Below are 24,898 nucleotides of genomic sequence, written 5' to 3'. Positions count from 1 at the left end.
AAATGAACCCATGCAAGAGAAGGGTTCGGAGTAGGATGACTTTTATCGGATATGCAGCTTCTTATACATCTTTGGCATACTAACGCTTTATTAGGAGACGAACGAGAAAAAAATGTATAAAAAGCGCATGTTTTATACATTTGCTCGTCCCTATAAAAATAGCCCAATTCGGTTCCATAAAAGCGATGATAGTAACTTCATAAAAGAAATAGTTAATTTTTATGTTGATATGAACTTCTTGCAATATCAAGGAATACTTGAATGACAGGCGATATCCACTTTCCTTTATGCCAAATCATCTGAGAAACAAAATTAATTTCTGTTAAATCTAAAGATAAAGAAACTAACTTACCTTGTTCAAGCTCGGAAGCAACAGAGATTTCAGGAAGAAAAGCAATTCCCATTCCCAGCATGGCACACTGTTTGATGGCTTCCACACTATCAAATTCAAGGGTTGTAAAGTCATTAGCTCCCTCACGAACAAGTAGTCGATCAAATGTTGTATGATATGTGCATCCTTTTTCATTTAATAAGAAAAACTCTCCTTGAATGTCATCAAAATCAACTTTGCTCTGACTTGCAAGGGGATGATTAGGAGCAACTAGGAGACGAAAGCTCTCTTCACGAAGAAGCTCAATATTTAATCCATTTGAATTTACAGGCTCCTCTAGTATAAATACAATGTCCGTTTTCCCTTCATAAATAGATTGTTTTAGGTCGTTAGAAGGTGTTGGACGGAAAATCACACGTACGTTAGGATATTGTTTCCTGAATTCATACAAAATGGCTGGAAGCAAATAAACACATAAAATTTCATTTGCACTAATGGTAATGGTGCCAGTCATGTTTTCACTATCATTCACATTATTTTTTGCTTCCTCAACATCATTTAAAATCCTTTCTACATATTTATAGAAACGTTCGCCAGCATCTGTTAATACAATTTGTTTGTTTAAACGATCAAACAGTTTTACCCCCAACTCTTCCTCCAAGGATTGAATTTGCATGGAAACATTTGAGGGAACATAGTTTAGAGCCTCTGCAGCTCGACTAAAATTCAGTGTTAGAGCAACCATTCGAAAAGTCACTAGTTGACGTAACTCCATCTGTTTTACTCCTTTCGAAAATACCCAATCATTCGTTCATTTTTTTACATGTACTTCATCATCTCATGATTACATTTTATTAACAATTTCAGATAAAAATATGAATAAGGTTGAGCCTATTCTATATCAATTTTGTGATTAAAAAAATAAAGCAAGAAGGCTATAGATTCATACTTCGTCTATAACCACCTTGCCAATTTTTTCATATAATTCCCTTTTAAAGCATTTTATTTCTTGTAAGAAATTCTATTTATAAGAACCTTTGATGACATTTCAATAACTAATTTTTATCTTTCAAACTTTATTATTCATCTTCTTTCTTTTCCAACCCTATCGTTACGAAAGTAAGAAGAACACCTAATAAAACCATAATAGAGGCAACCCAAGGTGTGTGATTTAACCCCATGATATCCGTAGTAAGTCCACCTACATATGAGCCTAATGCAATTCCTCCATTAAATGAAGCAATATTAAGAGATGAAGCAACATCTACAGCGCTTGGCACATAACGTTGAGCTAGGGTTAATACGTATGATTGTAATACAGGAACACTCATAAATGCTAACAGTCCCATAGCTACAACTGTAATAAGACCAACTACTTTAAACGGCGCAGTAAATGTGAAAATCAATAAAATAATAGCTTGTACAATGAACACATAAAGTAAAGCTTTAAGTGGTTTTCGATCTCCAAAACGTCCCCCGATAGCATTTCCAATTGCAATAGCTATACCGTATATAAATAAAATAATACTTACGTTCTTAGCAGCAATACCCATGATTTCCTGAAGAATTGGCGAAAGATACGTAAAGGTTACAAATGTACCACCGTATCCTAGAACAGTAACTGCTAAAACCAACAAGATTCTTCCGTTTCTTACTAACTTTAATTGATCTTTATAAGATGGAGGTGTTTCTGTTTTTAATTGTTGACTTGGAATTGCAATAGCGTTAAGAATAAGAGCAATTACACCAATAAATGCAATTCCGTAAAAAGGAAATCTCCAACCGAAAATATCACTGATATAGGTCCCTATAGGAGCACCAATGGCAGTAGCCAACGTGAATCCTCCAAATACAAATGCAATGGCACTTGCTTGACGGTTTTTAGGAACAAGACTTGCAGCAACCGTTGAACCTATAGCAAAAAACACACCATGTGCGAATGCTGATAGTATACGTCCTGTTAGTACAATACTGAAAGTAGGAGCGATAGCCGTTATAATATGCCCTATAATAAACAGAACGATAACGGATAATAACACTTTTTTTCGTGAAATTTTAGCCGTCAGAGAAGTTAAAATAGGACCTCCTACAGCAACTCCTAGCGCATACATGGAAACAATTAATCCAGCTGTCGATGTTGATATAGTAAATTCCTTGGCGACAGCAGGAAGGACACCTACGCTTATGAATTCTGTGACTCCTACACCAAAAAATGTTGCGGCCAAAGCAAATAGTGCAAATGTGTTTCCCTTTGACTTCGGTAGTGAACGTTCATGTCCACTCATGTAAATACCTCCTAAGATGTGTTTGATTGATTTCTTATATAGAATAACATTGCATTACCATCAATAACAGTGAAGGTAATTGATGATAACATTCATTATTTTTGATGTTAAATGTTAAGTCGTTTTTGGACAGATAAAAAGAAATAAAAAAGTTTTTAAACTCTTGAAATTTGTATTGAATGATTCGTTATATGTAAAACTAAAGTTAATTTCTTCAAAGCGTATTTCTCTGCATATTAGATATATAAATTTGGTGTTTTTCTCCATAAAAATAGTGGATCTTTCATTTAATGAACAAATTATGACTCTAAGATGGTTACTTAATCGAGCTTGTTACTTCTTTTATTCCAGGTCAATATTATGTAGAAATTAGAGGGAAGAGGGATAGAATAGGTTGATACGGTATAACTTATATGATTTTCTTACGTCTTTTAGTAGGAGAAACAAAAAAACTTGCTTCAGGTAAAAAGTAAGTTAAAAGAAAGATAATTGATTTTATCCCTTTAGCGTTTTGAAACAAAATCAAATTCATAGTCCGTAAAAGTATATATTTTTTGTTCCTGTGATAAGTTATTTATTAGCTTAAAACATAATTTCGTTTACTTTTTTAATGTAACGAATCTGCTATCTAGCATATCATTATGATGTTTTACTATTTTAGAAGCTATATGCCCTTCTACACGTAGTACTCCAACAAAATTCAGTTTTAATCTCTCCATGTGTTGTCGCAACTAAAAAAGGGTCTCCATTACTTCTAAATCGTTTATAATGCTTCGAACAATAACCTAAACTCTTGTGTTTACCATTGCACCCTTCAACCTGACAAACGCTTTTTGTTTAGCTTTTCGGAAAAAAAGTGGATCCCAGTATTCAGTAGTACTTAGAATTTCGCGTGCTTTTGTAAAATATGCATACTTCATATCACTATAAATATTAATTTTACTTACGCCTAGTCGAATCGATTCACCAGTTGAATTCCTTCCGTTACGTAAACTTCCACAATTGGTATAACAAACCACATTAAATCTGTTCGTTTAAAGCTCCAGGCTGCTTTTCATATTCTAGCCCGCTTGTGAACTGGGTCACTACATGTGTAAGTTCGTGCCCAATCACATCTAGTGAGTTTGTAAAACCCAACAAAAATAGTTCGCTGATTAATATATGATATTAATGATCACTAGTCATGACTCATGCCTCATAAATTGGATCTCCGTGAACTGATATTCTGCCTTTTGTTCATAATATTCCTTGAAAGGGACACTCTATAATCAAAATAAACTTCTATAGATTGGAGGCTGTCAGAATGAAGGTTTTATCAATGATCCAGCCGTGGGCAAGCCTTTTTGTCCTTAGAGAGGCAACATATGAAACAAGGTCATGGAGAACGAATTATCGGGGGCCACTTGCCATTCACACAAGTAAAAAAATAGATAAAGACGTCTCTAACCATATAGCCATAAAGTCGTTGCTTGGTAAGCACGGATACACACCAGAGAATCTTCCAACTGGCCAGATTATTGCTGTATGCAAACTTGTAGATTGTTTGAAGGTAACTGAAAACAATGAGACATGGGCCATTCTGGAGGATGGTCGAATCGTATCAGGGAATGACTATTTTATGGGTAACTTTATAGTGGGAGGTTATGCTTGGGTAGTTGAGGATATGCAGATGCTGGATGAATTTATTCCAGCAAAGGGAAAGCTAGGATTATGGGAGCATGTTTTAATTTTATAGGAGCTGATACATTGCACACGATGCGCTGAATCAGCTCCTTCAGGAACCCACTTTTTACGCACAAAATCTTCTACCTTCTTTATTTTTTCAGACATCCTCCCGCTCTACACATAAAATCTCACTCTATATAGACTAAATCAAACCTTAGTCTGTTGGGAAAATGTAAGATAGCTTACATACTCTGTTACAAATCACTTAAAAAGTAAATAGCATTACATATTTCTTATCAAGAGTAAGGTAATATTGTGGTCAACACTTGCAAAGTGAATTAAGATATTGGAGGTACCAAAATGACTCAATTAAAATTGAATGAAAACATCCCTAACTTTATTCTCCCTTCCACTACAGGTGAAACATTTTCATATGAGACTCATCAAAAAGAACATCAAAGCTGGCACTTAATTATTTTCTTCAGAGGGGCATGGTGTCCAGTCTGTGTCCAAGATTTAAAAGACTTAGAAGAAAATAAGAATTATTTTGAAAGTAAGAATGTGCATTTAATCACTATCTCTACGGATGAACTTGATAATTTAAAGAAAATGGCAGATGAATACAACCTTTCATATCCTGTCTTATCAGATAAAAATTTAGAGGCTTTAAAAGCTTTTGACGTATTCTTTCATGGTGAAGACGCTCCATATGAAGACCATGGAGCTCACGGGGAACCTGCCTATTTCCTTGTAGATGAGAAAGGACGTCTTCTTTATCAACAAAAACAAACAAGCCCTTTTGGTCGTCCTACAAGTACAGAGCTAAGAAAAATAGTACAATATATAAGTAAAAATCTTAAATAGTCTTTCCGGTACATTAAAGAGTCGGCATTTTGTGCTGACTCTTTACCTTTACGGCAATGTAATATGTATTACAGAATGTTTTTGAATGATAAATTAATCTATAAATAATTACGAATGTAGGGAGGAAAAAGGTTCTATTTGTCGACAGGTGGAGTAAATAGTCAAACTTTGATTTTTATAAGTTAATTTATCTTTTTACTCCTTTATATGAAGGGTATTAATTTTATATTTTTGATTGACTATATCTTATTAAAAGCAAACTAAAGTTAAATACTTTTAAATTTTCTATTGAGTTATCATTAATATAACAATTTCTTAAAAGGGGAGTAGAAGATAGATTGGTATATAATTAAAAAGGAAAACCCACAATTTTTCTATTGAATAAAGAGTAATAGCTGAAACTACACAGCATTACTCTTCAATAGTCACAGTCTACTTATCTGTCTATGAAAAGACCAAGAAAAACTCTTAGAAAATACTCCATTTCCTTATTCGTTATTGTAGAAGATAAGCGTATCGGGTATAAAAGAAGGGATTTATCAAGTGTGAAGAGATGTTTTCTTAAAAACAATAAGGCTACCTACAAATATAGGTAGCCAAAGCCATCAAGACCTATTTAATTATCTAACCTTTTATAACTCTTCACGAGTTATTAGCGAGAAGTACCAGATTGTCCTGAGACACCGCCAGCTAATTGTTGTTGAGCAGTTGCTACAAGGCGTTTTGTGATTTCTCCACCTACTGAACCATTCGCACGAGCTGTTGCATCAGCACCAAGGTTTACACCAAATTCGCTAGCGATCTCATATTTCAATTGATCGATTGCTTGCTCAGCACCACGTACTAATAATTGATTACGACTACCACTGTTGTTGTTTGACATGTTGATTCACCTCCTTGTATGCTTTTAAGATTCCTTTTGTTCAAAAAAAGAATACAAGGTAAATATTGGATGAATAATAAGATAGAATTCAGTGATAATAAACCTGTTGAAAGAAAAAAATTTCATCAAGAAATAACGAAATTCAGTGCTTTCATCTCTTTGTTGATTCAAAATTTATGTTTGCCATGTGTGAAAAGGAATATAACGACATCGTTATATTCCTTTTTCCTTAAAAGAAGGAACCTTAATTGCTCTAAATATTGAGAATAAGTATAACCAATGAGGACAAAAGGTTGTACACTGATAAAAATCCAGTGCTTTTTTCATACGTCTCTAATTAACATAGTAATTGTTATGTTAACTAATAATATATAGTATATACGTCTTTATTTAGTGTAATGCATGAATTAAAATAAACATTCTAACAAACAATTTGTACCGGCTAGCGATAAATCTAAAATAGAAGATATAATAAAGTAAAGAGGCTATATGGCTATGTATGTAGGAGGCATATTGATGATACAACAAAACAAAAGACCGAACTTTAAGGTTTCACACGTTCTCCGGCTTATCTTAAATACAGCATTGATTTTACTAGCTGTTACTTTATCCGTTTTGCTTGGTAAGGAAATTTTCCATTTCATTCATTTCTCTATTTTTAATCGAGGAATTGAGACTCACTACAAAATTCTTGAAAGTATCTTAGTTTTCTTTTTGTATTTTGAATTCATTGCAATGATCGTAAAATATTTTCAGGAGAATTATCACTTTCCTTTACGCTACTTTCTTTATATTGGCATTACTGCATTGATACGTCTGGTTATTGTAGAGCACGATAACCCAGTTAATACACTTTTGCACACTTGCGCTATTCTTGTGTTAACTATCAGTTACGCCATTATAAAGTTTTCATCAAAACAAAAAGAAAAACTATAATTGCGCCTTTTAAAAATAGGATATCTTTTTTTGCATTTTTGTGAAAAATACCAGTACAAAGGCTTTCAAGGGAATCTATGCGCTATAGATTTATATACATAATTCACTTCCGAAAATTTATCTTATGTAAACTAATAAAGCTGAAAAACAAAACCTCACCCTTCAATCAAGAAAGAAAGATTTAACACACTATATATTATTAAAGTTTCACTGTTTACACTTTCTGACGAGAAATACTGCATTTTTCACATAGAAAGAACAAAAAACTGTGACGCTTTTTTATTCTTTCTATGTGAAAAACACCTCTACGTGATTACCAGATAATCACGTAGAGGTGTTTTTAATTATTTTATTAAAACCGTTGTATTCGCCGGAATCACAAGCTGATTTTTGACTTTATTAGCACCTTTTTCACTAGCAAAAATCAATTTACCTTTTGCTGCTACAGATACTTTTACCGGTTGATTTGAAATATTATGATACACGCTAATCGATTTGCCTTTATACGTGCGGCTATAGGCAACGACTTCTTTACTGTCTACTGAAATAGATTGAAGCGTTCCTTTTACTAACTCTTCGTGCTGCTGACGCATGCGAATCATTTCACGGTAATGATTTAACAAAGAGTCCTTTTGTTTTGTTTGTGCTTCTACAGACACGCCGTTGCCGCCTTTGTTATATACAGGTGTTTCCCAGCTGGTTTGTCCAAGTCCGTTTCCTTCGTACCAGCGGAACGGTTCACGGATTAACTCATCAGGCTTTTCACCGGTCATGCCAATTTCTTCACCGTAATAAATATACGGGTTGCCAGGAAGCGTAAGTAAGATAGAGGCAGCTGACTTTGCTTTATTCACATCGCCGCTTAGCTCACTCATGACGCGATTTTGGTCATGGTTGGTTAAGAAAATACCGTCAATTTTATTTGGATTGTATGATTTGAACAGTTCATCCGTTGCCGCTGCTGCAGTCGCGATTCCTTGATCATTTCCTGATTTTACAGAGTTTACAATCTTTCCTGCTAAATCAAAGTTAAATAAAGAATCAAGCGATTGATAGTAAGGAGCTACTACTTCCGGTTGATCCCATACTTCACCCGTTAGATATACGTTAGGGTTTTCCTTTTTCATTGCATCTCTAAATTCATTCCACCACAGGAGATTTTTCTTAGCGCCTTCAGGTGTTTGGCCTTTAAAAATATGAAGCGCAGCATCTAGACGGAACCCATCAACTCCTTGCTTTAGCCAAAACTTTCCTACGTTAATCATTTCTTTTCTTACTTCAGGATTATCGTAATTTAAGTCCGGCATTCCTTCCCAAAACGTTCCGTAAAAATACTCTCCGTTTGGAGCTTTATGCCATACTTGCTGTCCCCAAGATCCTTTTTCATTCAAGTCAGTATTTTTATCAGCCCAGATATAGTAATCTCTGTACTTGCTGTTTTTATCTTTTAATGCAGCTTGAAACCAAGGGTGTTCACTGCTCGTATGATTCACAACGAGGTCCATAATGACTTTTACATCTCGTTTATCTGCTTCTTTCATCAGTTTGCGAAAATCTTGCAGATTTCCATACTGCGGATCAATATTATAATAGTCCGTTACATCATATTTATGATAGCTGGGAGAAGGGTTGACCGGCATCATCCAAATCCCGTTTACTTGAAGATCATTCTTTGTATGAGAATTGCCATCATTTAAATAATCCAACTTTTGTGTAAGACCTTTTAAATCACCATGTCCATCTTTATTTGCATCGTAAAAAGAGTTTACATACACCTCATAAAATACACCGTTTTTATCTGCTGTTGGAGATTTACCTTTATGTACGGTTTCGGCGTGAACGCCTGTTGATAAGCTAACAGCCAGCGGGAGTGTTAGAGCTAAAGCTGTCCATTTTTTCCCTTTCATCGTTTCATCCCCTTTTTTTGCAATCGTTTGCATAAATTTGACTACAATTGAAATATAGCACCTCGTTGAAAACGATTACAACGAAAATTTTATTTTGATTATTTTGAACTAGTAATTATTCTGACAACCTAGTTATTTACTGTGTCCAATGGCATTAAGCGGCTGCATTATATTAAGGCTATAGATAGAAAACACCAATAAAATAAGGGAGTATTATCCAAGTAAAAATAATGACTATGTCAAATATTCTGACAATGTTGTTGTTCAATTCATCATCTCGTGCTAAAATCCAAATATAACTGAAAAACGGTACTTTAGTTCCGGAAAACGGAACTTCAAGTATTGATGCAGATAATATAGCTTGGATTTTCCTTACTATCTGCAAATGATTACGCTTACATTAAAGGGTTTAAGGGGGAAGAACGCATTGAGTAAAGTGGATTTAAACTGTGATTTAGGGGAAAGCTTTGGTGCTTATCGCATTGGCAATGATGAAGCTATTTTAGAGCACGTGACGTCAGTGAACGTAGCCTGTGGATTTCATGCAGGGGATCCGAGCGTCATGAGAAAAACGGTAAAATTAGCTGCTGAAAAACAGGTGCAAATTGGGGCTCATCCTGGTTTGCAGGACCTTATCGGTTTCGGACGCAGAAACATGAATATTTCACCTCAGGAAGCCTACGATATTGTGGTCTATCAAATTGGGGCATTAAACGGTTTTTTGCAAGCAGAAGGGGTATCGATGCAGCATGTAAAGCCTCACGGTGCACTATATAACATGGCTGCTAAAAACAAAGCCTTGTCTGAAGCCATAGCAAAAGCTGTTTATAACGTAAATCCTGAGCTGATTTTGTTTGGATTATCTGGAAGTGAGTTGATTCAAGCTGGTAACAGAATTGGTTTGAAAACGGCTAATGAAGTATTCGCAGACCGTACTTATCAATTGGACGGTTCTCTCACTGCTCGTACAGAACCAAATGCTTTAATTGAAAATGATGATGAAGCTGTTTCTCAAGTTATTACAATGGTGAAAGAAGGGAAAGTGAAATCTCAGCAAGGTAAGGATGTAGAATTGCAGGCAGATACGATTTGCATCCATGGAGACGGAGCTCACGCACTTGAATTTGCCCGTCATGTCAACCGTTCTTTACGAGCATCAGAAGTGGTAGTTAAGGCTATTTCACAATAAAAACTACATACAATCAGGAGGAAGAGGATATTGGAGCCAATAAAAAAATCAACACCTCAACAAAAGCTTTCGGCTGCGCCTAAAGTAAACTGGACGTTAATGCTTGGAGCCGCTTTTTTAATGGCCACATCGGCTATTGGACCAGGCTTTTTAACTCAAACTACCGTATTCACACAAAATTTAGCGGCAAGCTTCGGATTCGTTATTTTAATTTCAATTATTCTTGATATCTTTGCTCAAACCAACGTATGGAGAATTATTGCCGTTTCTGAAAAACGCGGACAAGAAATCGCCAACATGGTATTTCCTGGATTAGGGTACGTGCTCGCTATTTTAATTGTAATTGGAGGACTTGCATTTAATATTGGAAATATTGCCGGTGCCGGTCTTGGATTAAATGCGATTACGGGTATTTCTCCAACAGCCGGAGCTGCAATTAGTGCAGTTATTGCCGTACTAATCTTCGTTGTAAAGGAAGCTGGAAAAGCAATGGATCGCTTCACGCAAATTGCTGGTTTTGTCATGATTGGGCTGATGCTATATGTAGCAGCTACCACTTCACCTCCCGTTGGAGAAGCTGTCGTGAAATCTATTAAACCTGATCAAATCGATATCATTGCAATCGTTACGCTTGTTGGAGGAACTGTCGGTGGATACATTACCTTTGCCGGCGGACATCGTCTTCTAGATGCTGGGGTAAAAGGCATTGATTCTTTACCTCAAGTAACCAAAAGTTCTGTAACAGGAATTCTCATTACTTCCGTTATGCGAATCGCTTTGTTTTTAGCTGTACTTGGCGTTGTGTCTAAAGGATTACAAATTGACCCAGCCAATCCTCCAGCATCCGTGTTTCAGCTTGCAGCAGGAAACGTCGGTTATAAAATCTTTGGTATTGTTATGTGGTCTGCCGCTATTACGTCTGTAGTGGGAGCTGCTTATACATCTGTTTCGTTTATTCAAACGTTTAGTGAAAAACTTAATAAAAACTCAAATTGGATTATTATTGGATTTATTATTATTTCAACTCTGTCGTTTGTCTTAATTGGAAAACCTGTAAAAGTTCTTCTTTTAGTTGGAGCAATCAATGGATTAATTCTGCCGATCGCTCTTGGGACGTTACTGGTTGCTGCATACAAAAAAAGCATCGTTGGCGAGTATAAACATCCTTTATGGCTTACCATTTCTGGTGTACTTGTCGTTATTGTAATGGCTTTAATGGGCGGCTATACGTTAATGGATCAACTTCCTCAATTATTTAAATAAAACAATGTGCCCGCACGTAAGTTGCGTGTGGGCAATGATGGGAGAGAGAAATATGACAAACCTTTCACAACTAACTCCAGCTGAACTTCGTCAGCAAATCCGTAACAATCAGCTTATTCAACCAACAGCAGGCATGGCAAACGGCTATGCTCAAGCTAATTTAGCTATTTTACCAAAGCAACAAGCCTTTGACTTTCTATTATTCTGTCAGCGTAACCCTAAATCGTGTCCGATCTTAGATGTCACAGACGCTGGATCTCCGGTGCCAAAGTTTGCTGCTCCATCGGGAGATATTCGTACAGACATTCCCAAGTATCGAATCTATGAAAATGGGGAACTAGTAAAAGAAGTAACCGATATCACAGATTACTGGACAGAAGACATGGTAGCTTTCCTTATCGGCTGCAGCTTTACATTTGAACACGCGCTTTTAAACAACGACATACCTGTTCGTCACATTGAAGAAAATTGTAATGTCCCTATGTATAAAACAAATATTTCATGCGCTGAAGCGGGAATATTCCACGGCTCGACGGTAGTTAGTATGCGTCCAATTCCTCAGCAAGACGTAGTGCGGGCAGCCCAAGTAACTTCACGTTTTCCAGCTGTGCACGGGGGGCCTGTTCACATTGGAGATCCCGCTGCGATAGGCATTGAAGACCTTCACTCTCCGGATTTTGGCGATGCTGTTTCGATTAAGGAAGGGGAAGTGCCCGTATTTTGGGCTTGTGGTGTAACCCCTCAAGCAGTAGCAATGGAAACAAAACCTTCTATTATGATTACACATGCTCCGGGGCATATGTTTATTACAGATATTCGAGATGAAAAACTAGGTGTTTTATAAAAGAAAGAGGTGTAGATATGAATCAAACTGTAACAAAAGCATCGGCTGTTATTTCTCCGCTTGGCGACTCAGCGCTTGTAATAACGTTTGGAGATAGTATTCAGTACGACATTCACAAACAAATTAAAACGTATAAAGATTCGATCGAATTAAACCCTTTCCCTGGGTTTGTTGAATGCGTGCCGGCATTTACAAATCTTACAATTTTCTACAACCCTCCTGAAGTTGTAGCGGCCGTGGGAAAAAAGCAGAAGAAGGAGTTTGTTTCTCCTTTTGAAGTAGTATCTTCTATCATTCAAAGTAAACTAGAAAACGAACAGACAGAAAAAGAGTTAAACCATCGTACGGTTTCTATTCCAGTTTGCTACGGAGGAGAGTATGGACCTGATCTTGAATATGTCGCTCGTCATCATAACATAACACCTGAAGAGGTAATTAGTATTCATTCTGAAGGCGAATATTTAGCGTACATGATTGGATTTGCTCCTGGATTTCCGTTTCTCGGAGGATTATCTGAGAAAATCGCTACGCCTCGCCGGCCGTCTCCTCGCACCTCTATTCCTGCCGGTTCGGTTGGTATTGCAGGAATGCAAACAGGAGTGTACCCTATTTCCACTCCCGGAGGATGGCAATTAATTGGTCAAACGCCTATTAAACTGTTTTTGCCGGAGCAAAATCCGCCAAGTTTGCTTCAAGCAGGAGATATCGTGAAATTCAAACCTATCTCTAAAGAAGAGTATCAAGAACTACAGGCAAAGGAGGGTGAAAAATGAGTATAAGAGTTAATAAAGCCGGGTTATTAACGAGCATTCAAGATTTAGGAAGAAGAGGATTTCAGCAGCACGGTGTGATTATAAGCGGAGCAATGGACTCTTATTCCCTCCGAATTGCTAATTTATTAGTTGGTAACGATGAAAAAGAAGCGGGACTTGAGGTTACCCTGATGGGGCCTACCCTTGAAATAGAAAGTGATTGTTTAGTAGCAATCACGGGAGGAGATTTAACTCCTTCGGTCAATGGAAAGCCAGTCCCGATGTGGAAACCTTTATTTATTCCAAAAGGAAGCACTTTATCATTTGGACCTTGCAAAACCGGTTGTCGTTCCTATCTATCTGTAGCCGGAGGATTTTCTATTGATGAAGTGTTAAATAGTAAAAGCACGTATTTGAGAGGCGAAATTGGGGGCTACAAAGGAAGAGCATTACAAACAGACGATGTTTTACCGCTGTCAGCTCCTGCTGCTTCGAAGCCTGCTTTTCTTTCCAATGAACTGATAAACGGAGTATATACTTCTTCATGGTCTGTAAATTATAAAGAATTTGTTCATTTTACAAAGAAACCAAGTGTCCGTGTTATGAATGGCAGTCAATTTGATTTATTTACAGCTGAAAGTAAAAGTCATTTTATGAAAGAGCCCTTTAAAGTATCGAATCAATCAGATCGAATGGGCTATCGAATGGATGGACCTTCTCTTCAGCTTCAAGAAAAAAAAGAGCTATTGTCTGAAGCCGTCTCACAAGGTTCTGTTCAAGTCCCGCCAGATGGAAATCCTATTATCCTGTTAGCAGACCGTCAAACCACGGGGGGATACCCTAAAATCGCTCAAGTCATCACAGCGGATTTACCGCTTTTAGCTCAAATAAAGCCCGGGGAATCCATTTACTTTTCTCACATTTTGCTTCATGAAGCAGAAAAAATCTATTTAGAAAAAGAACAGCTGCTTCAAGAATTGAAGATTGCTATTAACCTTGCGTCAACTAAATAACACAAAACAGGAGTGACTAAAAATGATAAACGTACGTGAATTGCAAGAAGTTGTTTCATTAATGAATGAATCTGGTATTCAAAAGCTCCATATTGAACATGAAGGGACGAAAGTTGTCATTGATAAAGCGGGAATTCCTTTAGAAGACACAGCTGTTACAGAAGTAAAAACGGAGGAAGTGAAAGCCGCTGCCGCTGAGCAAGCGCCTCAAGATTCTATGTCTGTAAACTCACCAGAAAACAATGAAAAGCAAATTTTATCACCAATGGTCGGAACGTTTTACGCCAAGCCAGAAGCAGACGCCGATCCCTTTGTTCAAGTAGGACAAACAGTTGAACGTAAAGATGTTGTGTGTGTGATTGAAGCGATGAAGCTGTTTAACGAAGTAGATGCAGGAATAGAAGGAGAAGTACTTGAAATTCTTGTGAAAGACGGAGATGTTGTTGAGTTTGGTCAGCCTCTATTTACTGTAAAAACATACTAAAGCATACATACTGTCAGGAGGAGTCATTATGTTCAAAAAGGTCTTAATCGCAAACCGCGGAGAGATTGCAGTTCGTATCATTCGAGCTTGTAAAGAGATGGGAATAGCAACCGTAGCGGTTTATTCAGAAGCAGACAAAGATGCACTTCACGTGAAGCTAGCAGATGAGTCATTTTGTATTGGTAAAACGTCTTCTAAAGAAAGCTACTTAAATATTCGTAATCTGCTTACCGTAGCGCAAGTAACCAAGGCAGACGCTGTTCATCCCGGCTATGGATTTCTAGCTGAAAATGCTGATTTTGCTGAGATGTGTGAATCCTATGACATTACCTTTATTGGTCCAAAAGCAGAAGCCATCCGTAAAATGGGAGCAAAAGCTGTAGCAAGAGAAACAATGAAACAAGCAGGCGTGCCTATTGTACCTGGCACAGAAGGACTGATTGAAGATAGCAGCACCGCTATTCCAGTAGCAAGAGAAATAGGCTATCCAATCATTGTAAAAGCTACAGCGGGCGGCGGCGGAAAAGGAATGCGGCTGGCTCATAGCGAAGAGGAGCTAGAAAAAGCGATTCGTCAAGCTCAGCATGAAGCAGAAACAGCCTTTGGAAACGGCGGCGTATATCTTGAAAAGTACCTAGAAGAGCCAAAACACATCGAAATTCAAATCATTGCTGATGAAGAAGGGAATGTGGTTCATTTAGGTGAACGAGATTGTTCGATTCAACGCCGTCATCAAAAATTGGTAGAAGAAGCTCCGTCTCCTGCGGTAGATGAAAACCTTCGTGCGAAAATGGGCAAGGCGGCAGTCTCGGCAGCTAAAGCAGTCGATTATACAGGTGTGGGAACGGTGGAGTTTCTATTAGATAAGCACGGACATTTTTACTTTATGGAAATGAACACACGGATTCAAGTTGAACACCCTGTTACAGAACTTGTAACAAACATCGACTTAATTAAAGAACAAATTTCGGTCGCAGCAGGCTACCCGCTATCATTTGCTCAGAGAGATGTTCAGTTAAAAGGATGGGCAATTGAGTGCCGGATCAATGCAGAAAATCCAGCTAAAAACTTTATGCCTTCTCCTGGAAAAGTCGAGATGTATTTACCTCCTGGCGGATACGGCGTTCGTGTAGACAGCGCGGTTTATCCAGGCTATGAAATTTCCCCATTTTATGATTCAATGGTGGCAAAATTAATTGTAACGGGTAAAGATCGAAATGAAGCGATTCAACGGATGAAACGCGCGCTCGAAGAATTTATTATTATAGGTATTCATACAACCATTCCTTTTCATTTAGAATTACTGAACCATCCTTCTTTTAAAGAAGGGGATTTTACAACCAAATTTCTAGAAAGTAATCCTATTTCCATTAAAGAACTAGAAATGGTGTAAGAAAGGAAAGTGCTCTTATAAGGGAGTGCTTTCCTTTTTTTCTTCATGTATAATAAAAAGAACATATGATTAGCTAGTAAGCTATACGTCTATCAAATATATGTATTGGCACAAATAAGGGAGAAGGTTTTATGCAAGCTAACAATAAAACAGTCGTTAAATCTATGCAGATTCTCACACTTTTTATCAAGCACCCTAAGCTGTCCTTCACAGAAATGATGGAATATTCAGGCGTTCCGAAAACTTCTTTGCACCGGATGGTTGGTTCGCTTGAAGAGATGGGATTTTTAACAAAAGACGCGCAAGGATACTATTCACTAGGACTTTTATTCTTGCAATTTGGTCAGCTAGTGGCTAATCGTTTAGATATTAGAAGTGTGGCGAAGCCTGTAATGGAAACGCTCCGAGATGAAGTAGAAGAAGCGGTTAATTTAATTGTACGAGATGGGAATGAAGCTATGTATATTGAAAAAGTAGATACGCTTCATCCGGTACGTCTCTATACATCAATTGGAAGGCGTTCACCTCTTTATGCAGGAGCTTGTTCACGCATTATCTTGGCGCATTTACCCGAAAAAGAACAAGAGGAATATATTAGTCAAACGGAGCTAGCTCCAATAGGTATTGGAACCATTACAGATCAAAAGAAGCTAAGAAATATATTAAAAGAAGCAAAAGAAAAAGGGTATACCATTAGCACCTCTGAATTAGAAAACTTTACAACATCTGTAAGCGCGCCGATTGTAAATCATCAAAATGAAGTGGTTGCAGGCATTAGCGTAGCGGGAATTGAAGCGAGATTTCAAGGAGAAAGACTGCCGTTCATTATTCAAAAAGTAACAGAAGCGGCAAGTCTAATTTCTGAAAAACTCGGTTATCAAGGATCATTAAAATAGCATACATAGAAAAATGGAGGTAGACCATTGAAACGATTAGAAGGAAAAACAGTCGCACTCGTAGGTCAGCGTAAAGTAGAAGAAATCAGTAAAATTGTTAAAAATCTTGGCGGAACCCCGCTTGTACGACCTGCGCAAGGAACCATTCTTTTAGATGACACACACTTAGAGGCAGATATTAAAGAACTGGTAAAAGGAAATTATGATTGGTTTATTTTCACGACAGGCGTCGGTACAGAAATTCTTTATAAAACGGCAGATAAGCTAGGGCTGGCCGACGAATTCCTTTCTTCTTTACAAGCAGCTAATATTGCTGCACGCGGGTATAAAACCGTAAATATGTTAAAAAAGCTAGGCGTTACTCCAACCGTTCGAGATGATGATGGAAGTACCGCAGGACTCGTCAGAGCGCTTCATTCGTTTTCTTTTGAAGAAAAGCATGTAGCGCTTCAGCTTCACGGAGATCCTGCACCAAGATTGATTGACTTTCTTTCGAATCAAAAAGCCCAATTTAAAGAGATTTTACCGTATCAGCATATTCCTCCAAAAGCAGAAGTCATGGAACAGCTTATAAACGAACTAATAAGCGGGAAAATCGATGCAGTTAATTTCACAAGTGCTCCCCAAGCCCGATTTTTATTTTCGTTTGCGAGAGAATATGGGCAAGCTGATCGAATTCGAGAACTCTTCGAAAGCTCTGTAGTAGCTGTGGCCGTTGGGAAAGTAACCGCTGCTGCTTTAAAAGAAGAAGGAGTAGATCGTATTGTTATTCCTGATCAAGAGCGAATGGGAAGCGCAATTGTAGCTTTAGAACACTATTATCAGCAGCGTGATTAACAAAAAACCTTCTCGCCTCACAGCGAGAAGGTTTTTTGTATGACTTCATTCATATCTTGTCGAATATTGTTTTGAAATTGCCTATTGCCCTCTTTTTGAACTTCTTCAAATATCGAATAGAAATAAATTTATTATTATTCCAGGAAATCATTTTCAAATATTGTAAAAATGGAAGATAAAGGGTAAAAATAGACGAATATGTTAAAGAGTTGTTACGTTCACTTTAGGCATAACTTACATTCGTCCAGCTTTAAAAATGGTAATCACCTACTTCCAGAGGTTAAAAACAGTGCTATGTAAAGTCTAGTAGATTGTTTATTTTGATGGGTAAATAAAGGTATATTTTTGCAGGTAAGAAGTGAATATGTACACAAGCGTTAAATGTTACATTACTGAAATACAATTGTAATATTGTTATTCTTTTTTTGAACGCTTATCGTGGTATAATTTTCGTAGATTTTCATTAGCATATTTAGCTATTTATCGACAAATACAGTGAACTTTACATAAATTGTAAGACTTTTATACATATTGATACATAATTAGAAATTACTAGTTTAACAGAGCGAGAAAGCGGAGGAATTCATATTGAAAAAGAAAATGCTTTTACTTAATACAACGGTTTTATTAGGTTTAGGAGGAGTTTTATCAACCCCAGCATATGCCTCTACCATTCAGGATATGGAATCACAAAAATCTCAAATTCAAAATCAGCGCCAAGATGTGCAATCTAACATCAAAGCAGCTTCTGATGAATTAACACGCCTTCAAGCAGAACAAGATCAAATGAAAGCACAGCTTGAGCGATTAACATTAGCAGAAGAAGAAAATAATAAAAAAGCCCAAAAAACAGAAGCGGATATTAAAGAAACGTCTAAACAAGTAGACCAGCTTGAAAAAGAAATTAAGCTGCTTCAAGAAAAACTTGAAAAGCGAAATGATATTTTAAAAGATCGTGCACGTTCCATGCAAGAAAGCGGCGGTAACGTAGAGTATTTACAAGTTTTACTTGGTTCTTCAAGTTTTGGTGATTTTGTAGACCGCGCGCTAGCTGTTTCGACTATTGTAGATGCAGACCGCGGTATTTTAACAGAAACTAAAAATATGCAAGACGAACTAAAAACAAAACAAGCAGATGTTAAATCTAAGCTTGCTAGCTTAGAAGATATGAAGGCAGAACTGGATGAAATGACTGTCCAGCTGGCAGCTCAAAAGAAACAAAAAGATGCGTTGGCAAAAGAACTAAAAGATAAAGAAGCAAAAAATGAAGAACTAAAAGCTTCTCTACAATCAAAAGACAGCTCTCTTGCGAATGAACAGTCTACGCTTGAACAAAATATTAAAGATCAAAAAGCGGCGGAAGAAGCAGCAAGAAAAGCAGCTGAACAAGCGGCTAAAGAGGCAGCTAAGAAAGCAGCCGAACAAGCCCAAAAAGCAGCGGCGGCACCATCAGAAAAAGCCGATTCGCCTTCTCCTAAAGCAGCACCAAAAGCAAGCAGCAATGATGTTGCACCTACAAGCGCTCCGGCTCCAAAAGCTAGCAATGTTGTAACGGTAGGAAACCGCTGGATTGGAAACTCTGCGTACGTATTTGGCGGAGGACGAAGTCAATCTGATATTAACCACGGTTTATTTGACTGCTCGTCATTTGTACACTGGGCATATTCTCAAGTAGGTGTTAACCTTGGACCTCTTGGATCTGTAAGCACAGAAACGTTAAAGCATGCTGGAACGCAGGTGTCTTCCAGTCAAATGCAGCCTGGCGATCTTGTTTTCTTCGATACATATAAAAAAGACGGCCACGTTGGTATTTATGTAGGAGGCGGCAAGTTCATCGGTGCTCAAAGCTCAACAGGTGTTGCAATTGCAAACATGAGCAGCGGCTACTGGAAACAAAAATTCAACGGACGCGTAGTTCGTATTTAATAGGGTATAGTAAAAAGAAAACATTCAAATTGGATGTTTTCTTTTTACATTGTAAGGAGCGTATGACTATGAACTCTATTTTTGATCATATACAGCCCGACTTAGATATTTTATTTGTTGGTTTTAATCCAAGCATCCGTTCCGGCGAAACGGGTCATCATTTTGCGAACCCAACTAATCGTTTTTGGACGATTCTTCATAAAGCAGGTTTAACAGAGCGTAAATACCATTCCGAGGAAGATCACTCGCTGTTACAGCTAGGATACGGTTTAACCAATATTGTAGAGCGTCCTACAAAGGCAGCTGATGAGATTACAAAAGAAGAATATGCAGAAGGCAGAGAAATTTTAAAGAAAAAAATAGCTACATATACGCCTAAAATCGTTTGTTTTGTTGGAAAAGGTGTCTATCAGCAGTACAGCGGGCGCAAGCAAGTAAAGTGGGGTAAACAAGAAGAATCGATGGTATCAGGAATAATGGATTTTGTTGCCCCGTCTTCAAGCGGGCTCGTTCGAATGAAAGTAGATGAAGTAGTCGCCATTTATGCAGAGCTTCCCAATCTGCTGCGTACATTAAAATAGAGAAAGCCCTAGGGCTTTCTCTATTTTGTAAACGAAATATCAATTTGAATAATTTCTGATCGGCTCCCGATTCGAAGCGGAGGACCCCAAAAGCCAAATCCCGAAGAGACAATGGTATGCAGTTGATTAGTTTGCTTGTAGCCCCAATCAATTTCAAATAACCGCTTTGTGATTAAATGATTAGGTGCCATTTGCCCTCTGTGAGTATGACCGCATAGAAGTAAATCTACGCCTGCTTGTTCCGCTTCTTTTAAAGAAAGCGGCTGATGATCCATTGCAATGACAGGTAGAGAACGATCCGTTTCACTCGCTAAATCGAAAAAGCTGTCTCGGTTTTTATCCGTCTTGTCTTTTCTTCCTATTAAATACAAGCTATCACCTATGTTTACCACTTCATCCATTAAAATAGGAATGTTTATTTCTTTCATTCTTTCCACAAACTGAGGAATCTTCCCGCCATAATACTCATGGTTTCCCAAAATTCCATATGTGCCTAAAGGCGCTCTGAGCTGTTTCATCATATAATCCATTTCTTTTTTAAAGAATACGTGGGGATCATCGTCAATAATATCTCCAGGAAGTAAAATAAGATCCGGCTGTATCTTTTGTACATGAGTGATTAACCGCTGCAAGTGTTTTTTGCCCGACAATGTGCCAAAGTGCATATCAGATGCTACAGCAATGCGAAGGTTTTTCCGATTCGTCTTTTTAGCAAGCGAAATCGTGTATTTTCTTACCACAGGACTGTAAGCATTATACGTACCGTAAGCAAAAATGAATAAAAAAGCGACAATTATGAAAAATCCGATTGAATCGATAGCTGTAGAAAGCGAAGCGCCTAGAAGAGTAAGAATATATACGGCTAGATTACTTATAGGAAGCAAAAGAACCGAATATTGAATAAATCCTAACCAGTACGATCCCACAATTTTAAATATGCTCACTTGTTGAAACGCACGACTGATGATAAAGGAATAAGCAAAAAAGACAACGATCAACGTAAGAATCCATTTGTTTTCTACTTCAAACATTGTGTGAAGCCACACCCAAGCGTTCCATCCGATGTACAAAACGAATAAATTATATAAAATAACAACTAAAATAGACCTTGCTAACACACTTACTTTCATACGCTAACCTCTTTTCTTTCATCCATAATTCCACTATAGCTCATTTTTATTGCTTCAACAAAATTTTATCTCTTCTTCTCATCAATAAAATTTTTGCTTGTCCTACAAACGAAAAAACACACCTATAAAACAAGGTGTGTTTTTTGTATTAATGATGGTGATGCGCGTGGTGAAGGCTGCTAATCACAAACTCAGGCTCTGGAACGTGGAAATATTGAATCCATACGCCTTCTAAAAATTTCTCGCGTTTATCTAAAACGATATCGATATCTTTATCTGTTTTTACGATTTCATCATGTTCAGTCGGCGTATCGAATTTCCAATCATAATGCGCGTGATCACCGTGATCTATAGTTACATATACACGAATCATTTTTCCTTGACCTTCTGGGCTAGCCAAGGCATTTTTTAACACTTTTGCTGCGTTTCGATTAATTTTTACTTCCATTTTGAAAACTCCATTCTGTAACTTGGTATGTAACGTATTTTCGCAAACTTAAACGAAAAAGAGAAATTTTTTGCCTGACGCTCGTATAAAGTTGCTTCATCTCAACTTAATACGATACACTACACCATATTGAATGAAAAAGGAGCGTATCGTGAATGAAGATTGTTATTTTAGGTGATACTCATATTCCAAAAAGAGCGAAACATCTTCCGAAAAGACTCCTAGCCGAACTGAAAACAGCTGATGCGATTATTCATACGGGAGACTTTCAAACGATAGATGTCTACAATGACCTGCGCGTGTTTGCTCCTGTACACGGCGTGATTGGAAATGTAGACAGTGAAGAGCTTCAACAAGTACTTCCAACTTCATTACTTCTTCCGTTTGACGGTGTTACGATTGGCGTAGTCCACGGTCATGGCAAAGGAAAAACAACTGAAAAACGTGCGCTTATCACATTTGAACATCAACAAGTCGACGCAGTAATTTTTGGTCATTCTCACATTCCTGTTCATAAACAAATTGGTGATATTACGTTGTTTAATCCAGGTTCCGCTACTGACAAGCGGCGTGAAAAGCAATTTTCGTTTGGGGTTCTGTACATACAAAAAAACACGCTGCGTTTTGAACATATTTTTTATGATTCTAAAGACTAAAACAAGAGAGGGCTCTTGTTTTAGTCCGTTTACGTTGTGTGGTCTAAATGAGCGATATATTCGTGAAGCTTATTTTCTTCATAGTCGTTTAAGTCATGCATTGGAATAACCTGCTGAGTTTGAGGATCCGTTCCTCTTACTTCTGCAATTTTTACTCCTTCTTTATAGATATTAAAAATATCTTTTTCTTCCCCGCGCTGAACCTTTTCTGTTTCAAACATTGAAAAAGACTTGCTGTTTTTACTTTCTTCCATTAAATTCACCTACTTTTTTTATCGTACTCTTATCTTTTCACACCCATTGTTAATTATGTATACACTCGATGACTAAACGAATATGAAGTCTTGCCGATAGAAAGAAAGTGCACGATCACTTTTAACTACGGAGAGAGAGGCTACATAGCATGGAGAGAGCAAGAAAAAAAAGGTCCCTTAATAACTTTAAGACAAAGCTGGTGCTAGCATTTGCAGCGATCTTATTAGTGCCATCTGTTACGATAGGTGTATCAGCTTACATAACAGCGAAACATGAAATTGAAAACCAAATTATTAACACAGCACAGCAAAATGTACAGTCCATTAATTCAGTGATTGACGATACCATTGGACCAAAAATTCATGATGTAGAGTTTTTTGCATCAGTGGTAAACAACGAGCGCTACAATGAAAAAGATATGGCTACTTTAAGCAAAGATTTTAACTTATATGCTTCGCTTCATCCAGAAGCCGTCAGCATTTTTACAGGAAATCAGCAGGGGAAGTTTATTCAAGCGCCTAAAAAAGTGACACAAGCAGGCTATGATCCCAGAAAACGAGATTGGTACAAGTTAGCCATGCAAAACAAAGGAAAAACAGTTGTCACTGAACCTTATCCATCAGCCTCTACAGGTCAGACCGTTATTACTGTAGCAAAAACAACGGCGGATGGCACAGGGGTTATTGCTTTGAATTTAGATATAAGCCGCATCAATAAAGCTGTCAGCAAAGTAAAAATCGGAGAAAAAGGATATCCATTTCTTTTAGATGGAGAAAGAAAATATATTGTTCACCCTACGGAAAAAGCAGGTACAAAAGCAACAGATTCTCTTTTTGACAAGCTTTATGTAAAGAGCTCCGGATCCTTTGAATACACTTTTAACGGCGATGAAAAAAAGATGGTCTTTACAACAAATAAAACAACGAACTGGAAAGTTGCAGGCACTATGTATTCATCAGAAGTGAGTGAAGCAGCACAGCCTATTTTTTACAAAACACTATTTATTATTTTAGCTTGTCTGATAATCGGGAGTCTTACCATTTTCGTGGTGTTGCAATCGATTATTAAACCGCTTAAACAGCTTAAGAATCAGGCTCTAAGCGTTAGTGAAGGAGATTTGACAACAGCGATTACCGTCAATTCAAAGGATGAAATCGGTGAGTTAGGGTATGCTTTTAGTCAGATGCAAAACAACCTTCGCACATTAATTCAAAATGTTGAAACGAGTGCAGAACAAGTGGCTGCTTCTTCAGAAGAGCTAACGGCCAGTTCACAGCAAACGAGCGCTGCGACTGAACAAGTATCGGTTGCAATACAAGAAGTGGCTTCTAGTGCAGAAAAACAAACGGCTGTTATTGACCAAAATGCAGCTTCTTTAGATGAGATTGTGCAAGGAGTTTCTACCATTGCTCAGCGTACAGAAATTGTTTCTAAGCTATCAAACCACACAACGTCTGAAGCTGTAGAAGGCGGAAAAGCCGTGAGAGAAACGGTCGAACAAATGGAATCCATTTATCAATCCGTCGACCTGTCTAATACAACAATTCGTACTTTGTTTCAACGTTCAAAAGAAGTTGGAACCATTTTAGAAGTAATCAGCGGCATTGCTGCTCAAACAAATTTACTAGCCTTAAATGCTGCAATCGAAGCGGCACGAGCTGGAGAACAGGGAAAAGGATTTTCCGTTGTAGCAGCGGAAGTGAGAAAGCTGGCAGAACAATCCCAAGTGTCCGCGTCTCAAATTTCTGAGCTTATTCAAGCTATTCAACAAGATACTCAGGAATCTGTACATACAATGGAGCAAGTTACAAACAAAGTTGAAGAAGGACGAACAATTTCACAAACGGCTATTCAAAAATTCGAACAAATTCTAAGCAGCATGAATGAAACGACTCCGCAAGTAGAAGAAGTGGCTGCGACTGCTCAGCAAATTTCAGCAGCGGTTGAAGAAGTGGCTCGTACAGCAGGTGAAATGGCGATCCTTGCTAAAGGAAATGCAGCTACATCTGAAGAAGTGGCCGCATCAACTGAAGAACAGCTGGCTTCAATGGAGGAAATTGCTGTTTCCGCACAATCTCTGTCTCAAATGGCAGAACAATTAACAGCGCTCATTAGCAAATTTAATTTGTAAACTTTCGTCAAATCGTCATAGACCTCTTTTATATTGGAAAAAGTAGAACATACACACATGAAAGAGGTGACAGTATGATGGAGCAAACAAAAATGACCTTTGAGCCAGCTTCAATTAACGATGATATGCATGCGAAGCTTAAACAGCTAGAAGAGCAGTTTCAACAAACGTTAGGAAAAAGAGTAGCTTTAGTTGCATACGAAGCTGAAAAATAAAGAAACAAAAAAAG

Annotated in this window: 24 protein-coding genes and 1 pseudogene; 17 read left to right on the top strand and 8 right to left on the bottom strand. The window is 37.6% G+C overall.

Annotated elements, in window-relative coordinates:
* Positions 1 to 212: 212 nt before the first annotated feature.
* The 3 genes and pseudogenes from BG04_RS24045 to BG04_RS31485 form a co-directional block, all read right to left on the bottom strand.
* Positions 213 to 1,106 carry a LysR family transcriptional regulator gene (locus BG04_RS24045; RefSeq protein WP_016766056.1) on the bottom strand — a complete coding sequence of 298 codons (894 nt, stop codon included), beginning with the start codon at positions 1,104 to 1,106 and terminating at the stop codon, positions 213 to 215.
* A gap of 304 nt (positions 1,107 to 1,410) precedes the next feature.
* Positions 1,411 to 2,616, bottom strand: a complete 1,206-nt coding sequence (locus BG04_RS24040; RefSeq protein WP_034651832.1) for an MFS transporter — start codon at positions 2,614 to 2,616, stop codon at positions 1,411 to 1,413.
* A 1,023-nt stretch (positions 2,617 to 3,639) separates the two neighbouring features.
* Positions 3,640 to 3,747: pseudogene (locus tag BG04_RS31485) on the bottom strand (M4 family metallopeptidase); the annotation flags it as partial.
* A gap of 172 nt (positions 3,748 to 3,919) precedes the next feature.
* Here BG04_RS31485 and BG04_RS24035 point away from each other — a divergent pair.
* Positions 3,920 to 4,351, top strand: coding sequence for an ASCH domain-containing protein (locus BG04_RS24035; protein WP_013056457.1), 432 nt, complete (start codon positions 3,920 to 3,922; stop codon positions 4,349 to 4,351).
* Positions 4,352 to 4,641: 290 nt separating this feature from the next.
* Positions 4,642 to 5,145: a peroxiredoxin family protein gene (locus tag BG04_RS24030; RefSeq protein ID WP_034651835.1), complete on the top strand. Its 504-nt coding sequence runs from the start codon at positions 4,642 to 4,644 to the stop codon at positions 5,143 to 5,145.
* 652 nt (positions 5,146 to 5,797) lie between these two features.
* Here BG04_RS24030 and BG04_RS24025 read toward each other — a convergent pair.
* The gene (locus BG04_RS24025; RefSeq protein ID WP_034651839.1) at positions 5,798 to 6,028 is read right to left on the bottom strand and encodes an alpha/beta-type small acid-soluble spore protein; all 231 of its coding nucleotides are present in this window, start codon (positions 6,026 to 6,028) and stop codon (positions 5,798 to 5,800) included.
* 516 nt (positions 6,029 to 6,544) lie between these two features.
* Here BG04_RS24025 and psiE point away from each other — a divergent pair.
* Positions 6,545 to 6,964, top strand: coding sequence for a phosphate-starvation-inducible protein PsiE (gene psiE, locus BG04_RS24020; RefSeq protein WP_016764251.1), 420 nt, complete (start codon positions 6,545 to 6,547; stop codon positions 6,962 to 6,964).
* A gap of 344 nt (positions 6,965 to 7,308) precedes the next feature.
* Here the strand turns inward: psiE and BG04_RS24015 are convergent, their stop codons facing one another.
* A complete protein-coding gene (locus BG04_RS24015) occupies positions 7,309 to 8,904 on the bottom strand; it encodes an alpha-amylase family glycosyl hydrolase (protein ID WP_034651842.1) in 1,596 nt (531 codons plus the stop codon).
* A gap of 394 nt (positions 8,905 to 9,298) precedes the next feature.
* Between BG04_RS24015 and pxpA the strand changes: the two genes are divergently transcribed.
* The 11 genes from pxpA (at position 9,299) to mug (ending at position 20,049) form a co-directional block, all read left to right on the top strand.
* Entirely contained in the window at positions 9,299 to 10,060 is a 762-nt protein-coding gene (gene pxpA, locus BG04_RS24010; RefSeq protein WP_034651845.1) for a 5-oxoprolinase subunit PxpA, read from the top strand.
* A gap of 99 nt (positions 10,061 to 10,159) precedes the next feature.
* Positions 10,160 to 11,323 (top strand): NRAMP family divalent metal transporter, encoded by a 1,164-nt coding sequence (locus tag BG04_RS24005; RefSeq protein WP_095379759.1) that lies wholly within the window; start codon positions 10,160 to 10,162, stop codon positions 11,321 to 11,323.
* Between the two features lie 52 nt (positions 11,324 to 11,375).
* Complete coding sequence (locus tag BG04_RS24000) at positions 11,376 to 12,167, top strand: putative hydro-lyase (protein WP_034651850.1); 792 nt, start codon at positions 11,376 to 11,378, stop codon at positions 12,165 to 12,167.
* Positions 12,168 to 12,184: 17 nt separating this feature from the next.
* Positions 12,185 to 12,940 carry a 5-oxoprolinase subunit PxpB gene (gene pxpB / locus BG04_RS23995; RefSeq protein WP_034651852.1) on the top strand — a complete coding sequence of 252 codons (756 nt, stop codon included), beginning with the start codon at positions 12,185 to 12,187 and terminating at the stop codon, positions 12,938 to 12,940.
* Positions 12,937 to 13,932 carry a 5-oxoprolinase subunit C family protein gene (locus BG04_RS23990; protein ID WP_034651854.1) on the top strand — a complete coding sequence of 332 codons (996 nt, stop codon included), beginning with the start codon at positions 12,937 to 12,939 and terminating at the stop codon, positions 13,930 to 13,932. Before pxpB ends, BG04_RS23990 begins: the two co-directional genes overlap by 4 nt.
* Positions 13,933 to 13,954: 22 nt before the next feature.
* Entirely contained in the window at positions 13,955 to 14,416 is a 462-nt protein-coding gene (gene accB, locus BG04_RS23985) for an acetyl-CoA carboxylase biotin carboxyl carrier protein (RefSeq protein ID WP_034651857.1), read from the top strand.
* Between the two features lie 28 nt (positions 14,417 to 14,444).
* A complete protein-coding gene (gene accC / locus BG04_RS23980; protein WP_034651859.1) occupies positions 14,445 to 15,809 on the top strand; it encodes an acetyl-CoA carboxylase biotin carboxylase subunit in 1,365 nt (454 codons plus the stop codon).
* Between the two features lie 131 nt (positions 15,810 to 15,940).
* Positions 15,941 to 16,705, top strand: a complete 765-nt coding sequence (locus tag BG04_RS23975) for an IclR family transcriptional regulator (RefSeq protein WP_034651862.1) — start codon at positions 15,941 to 15,943, stop codon at positions 16,703 to 16,705.
* 27 nt (positions 16,706 to 16,732) lie between these two features.
* A complete protein-coding gene (locus BG04_RS23970) occupies positions 16,733 to 17,542 on the top strand; it encodes a uroporphyrinogen-III synthase (protein ID WP_034651866.1) in 810 nt (269 codons plus the stop codon).
* Between the two features lie 588 nt (positions 17,543 to 18,130).
* Entirely contained in the window at positions 18,131 to 19,468 is a 1,338-nt protein-coding gene (locus tag BG04_RS23965) for a coiled-coil domain-containing protein (RefSeq protein ID WP_016764241.1), read from the top strand.
* A 68-nt stretch (positions 19,469 to 19,536) separates the two neighbouring features.
* On the top strand, positions 19,537 to 20,049 hold the full coding sequence (gene mug, locus BG04_RS23960) for a G/U mismatch-specific DNA glycosylase (RefSeq protein ID WP_016764240.1): 513 nt from the start codon (positions 19,537 to 19,539) through the stop codon (positions 20,047 to 20,049).
* 20 nt (positions 20,050 to 20,069) lie between these two features.
* On the opposite strand, the gene BG04_RS23955 is transcribed toward mug, so the two are convergent.
* Both BG04_RS23955 and BG04_RS23950 read right to left on the bottom strand, forming a co-directional pair.
* Positions 20,070 to 21,179 (bottom strand): metallophosphoesterase, encoded by a 1,110-nt coding sequence (locus BG04_RS23955; RefSeq protein WP_016764239.1) that lies wholly within the window; start codon positions 21,177 to 21,179, stop codon positions 20,070 to 20,072.
* Positions 21,180 to 21,327: 148 nt separating this feature from the next.
* Entirely contained in the window at positions 21,328 to 21,627 is a 300-nt protein-coding gene (locus BG04_RS23950; protein ID WP_013083290.1) for a hypothetical protein, read from the bottom strand.
* A 155-nt stretch (positions 21,628 to 21,782) separates the two neighbouring features.
* On the opposite strand from BG04_RS23950, the gene BG04_RS23945 reads away from it, so the two are divergent.
* Entirely contained in the window at positions 21,783 to 22,283 is a 501-nt protein-coding gene (locus BG04_RS23945) for a metallophosphoesterase family protein (protein ID WP_034651868.1), read from the top strand.
* Positions 22,284 to 22,312: 29 nt separating this feature from the next.
* Here BG04_RS23945 and BG04_RS23940 read toward each other — a convergent pair whose 3' ends face one another.
* Positions 22,313 to 22,537, bottom strand: a complete 225-nt coding sequence (locus BG04_RS23940; protein WP_014459961.1) for a hypothetical protein — start codon at positions 22,535 to 22,537, stop codon at positions 22,313 to 22,315.
* A gap of 149 nt (positions 22,538 to 22,686) precedes the next feature.
* On the opposite strand from BG04_RS23940, the gene BG04_RS23935 reads away from it, so the two are divergent.
* Entirely contained in the window at positions 22,687 to 24,669 is a 1,983-nt protein-coding gene (locus tag BG04_RS23935) for a methyl-accepting chemotaxis protein (protein WP_034651871.1), read from the top strand.
* A 74-nt stretch (positions 24,670 to 24,743) separates the two neighbouring features.
* Positions 24,744 to 24,884, top strand: coding sequence for a hypothetical protein (locus BG04_RS30650; protein ID WP_016764236.1), 141 nt, complete (start codon positions 24,744 to 24,746; stop codon positions 24,882 to 24,884).
* The last annotated feature ends 14 nt before the right edge of the window (positions 24,885 to 24,898 follow it).

Source organism: Priestia megaterium NBRC 15308 = ATCC 14581, from assembly GCF_000832985.1.
Lineage (GTDB): Bacteria > Bacillota > Bacilli > Bacillales > Bacillaceae_H > Priestia > Priestia megaterium.
This window is presented reverse-complemented; position numbering and strand designations above follow the sequence as displayed.